This is a genomic window from uncultured Streptococcus sp. (genome assembly GCF_938036805.1).
Classification (GTDB): Bacteria; Bacillota; Bacilli; order Lactobacillales; family Streptococcaceae; genus Streptococcus.
On the sequence record NZ_CALHWC010000102.1, the window covers coordinates 1 to 2,291 of the forward strand.

Consider the following 2,291-nt stretch of genomic DNA (forward strand, 5'->3'; position numbering starts at 1 on the left):
TACAATCACACTTCCAAAACAAGTGATGATCAAAAGAATGCAACAAAAGAAGCGGTTTTAAATAAGGACTTCCGTCAGGCCGTCAATTTTGCCCTTGACCGGACTTCTTATGGTGCGCAAAGTAATGGTAAAGATGGAGCTACCAAGCTGTTGAGAAATACGCTTGTCCCTCCAACATTTGTTCAAATTGGCGATCAAACTTTTGGCCAAGTTGTTGCTTCTAAATTAGTGAATTATGGTACAGAATGGGCGAATATCGACCTGACAGATGCTCAAGATGCTTATTATAATCCAGAAAAAGCTAAGGCAAGATTTGCTAAAGCTAAGGAAGCTTTAGAGTCTAAGGGAGTTCAATTCCCAATCCATTTAGACCTTCCTGTAGACCAGGCTGACAAGGTGGGTATCCAATGGGCAAGTTCAGTAAAACAATCAATTGAATCAACCTTGGGTGCAGAAAATGTAGTGATTGACCTGCAGAAGATTAGTGTGGATGATTTGAACAACATCACCTATTTTGCAAATACTGCAGCTCAAAAGGACTATGACTTCTATACAGGGGGCTGGTCAGCTGACTATCAAGACCCATCTACCTACTTAGATACTCTAAATGTAAATAATGGTGCTAGCTTGCAAAACTTTGGTTTTGAGCCAGGCCAAGATATGGACAAGATGAAAGAGCTGGGCTTGGACACTTATACTAAGATGTTGGAAGAAGCAAATGCTGAAACGACAGATGTGAAAGTTCGCTATGAAAAATATGCGGATGCACAAGCTTGGTTGCTTGATAGTGGGATTATCATGCCGACCATTTCAGGAGGCGGTAGTCCTTCTGTAAGTAAGTCCAAACCTTTCAGTCGTGCCTATTCACTCGTTGGAATCAAGGGATCTGGCTTCAATTTTAAATATACGAAGCTCAGAAGTGAGATTGTAACGACCAAAGAATATGAAGAAGCTAAGAAGAAATGGCAAGAAAAAACGTTAGAATCTAACAAAAAAGCCCAAGAAGAACTAGCAGATCATATTGAAAAGAAATAAGAGATTAAAAGATTAACTTTCTTTGAGAGTTAATCTTTTTGATTTGATCTACATTAAGAATTTTATAAAAGGAGCCATTTAGGCTTGTCTTTTTGTGAAAAATTGGTTATAATGAATAAGTTACCACCCTTAGTGTAATGGATATCACGTAAGATTCCGGTTCTTGAGATGGGAGTTCGATTCTCTCAGGGTGGATGACTGAAGTTTGGACTCGCAAGAGTCCTTTTTTGTTGTTTAAAAGGAGGAGACAGCTATGGTGGTGAAGATAATCGCTCATACATTGATTGAGAAGAATGGGCAGTATTTGCTGATCAAACGCTCAAAAATAAAGCGTGGCCTTCCTAATGTTTATCCATGCTATTGGGATATTCCTGGCGGAAGTGTCGAGGAAAACGAACTGCCTAGAGAAGCAGCTCTACGTGAAGCTATGGAGGAAGTCAATCAAAAGATTCGGATTGATAAGATTGTTCATGAAGATAGTCAGTTTGACACAAGAAAAAATGCTGTTTTTACACGCTTAGTTTATGAGGCTAGAATTATAGAACAGCGCGATATCCTATTGGATCCAGAGGAGCATACGGACTTTACCTGGCTTTCTTCTTTGGAGGAGTTAGAGGGAGAGCTGCTTGTTCCTTATTTGCTTGATATTTTTGCTGACATATCCACATAAGACAACAAAAAAACATCCCCTTTTATCAGGAGATGTTTTTCTGATTAGTTTTTAGATGCTTCTTGGAATTCTGGATTCTTCCATGCTTCATCAATAATTGCTTGCAATTCTTTAGCAGATGCTTGCATTTTTTGAGTTTCTGCATCGTTCAATGGGATATTTACTGGACGAACGATACCGTGAGCACCAACAACTGCTGGTTGACCAATGAAGACATCTTTCACACCGTATTGGCCTTCTTGGAAGACTGAAAGTGGAAGTACAGCATTTTCATCGTCAAGGATAGCTTTTGTGATACGAGCAAGGGCTACAGCGATACCGTAGTATGTAGCGCCTTTCTTGTTGATGATTGTGTAAGCAGCATCACGAACGCCTTCGAACAATTCGATTAATTCAGACTCTTGAACATTTTGAGTATCTTTAAGGAATTCTTCAAGGTTTACCCCTGCGATGTTTGCATGTGACCAAACAGCAAATTCTGAATCGCCGTGCTCACCCATGATGTAGGCGTGAACTGAACGAGCATCAACATCCAATTTTTCAGCAAGTGCTTGACGGAAACGAGCTGAGTCAAGTGAAGTACCTG

Annotated in this window: 2 protein-coding genes, 1 tRNA gene and 1 pseudogene; 3 read left to right on the forward strand and 1 reads right to left on the reverse strand. The window is 40.0% G+C overall.

Features of this window, described 5'->3' with window-relative positions; genetic code table 11:
- The 3 genes from Q0191_RS04020 to Q0191_RS04030 form a co-directional block, all read left to right on the forward strand.
- The coding region (locus Q0191_RS04020) for an ABC transporter substrate-binding protein (RefSeq protein ID WP_297664059.1) at positions 1-1,035 on the forward strand (1,035 nt) is incomplete at its 5' end.
- Between the two features lie 123 nt (positions 1,036-1,158).
- Positions 1,159-1,230 (forward strand) — tRNA-Arg (locus tag Q0191_RS04025).
- 58 nt (positions 1,231-1,288) lie between these two features.
- Complete coding sequence (locus tag Q0191_RS04030; RefSeq protein ID WP_297664061.1) at positions 1,289-1,705, forward strand: NUDIX hydrolase; 417 nt, start codon at positions 1,289-1,291, stop codon at positions 1,703-1,705.
- A gap of 44 nt (positions 1,706-1,749) precedes the next feature.
- Here the strand turns inward: Q0191_RS04030 and Q0191_RS04035 are convergent.
- A pseudogene (locus Q0191_RS04035) lies at positions 1,750-2,291 on the reverse strand (L-lactate dehydrogenase); the annotation flags it as partial.

Excerpts from the sequence above, each read along its gene's own strand:
- Q0191_RS04030 (WP_297664061.1), top strand. The coding sequence starts at position 1,289 with ATGGTGGTGAAGATAATCGCTCATACATTGATTGAGAAGAATGGGCAG.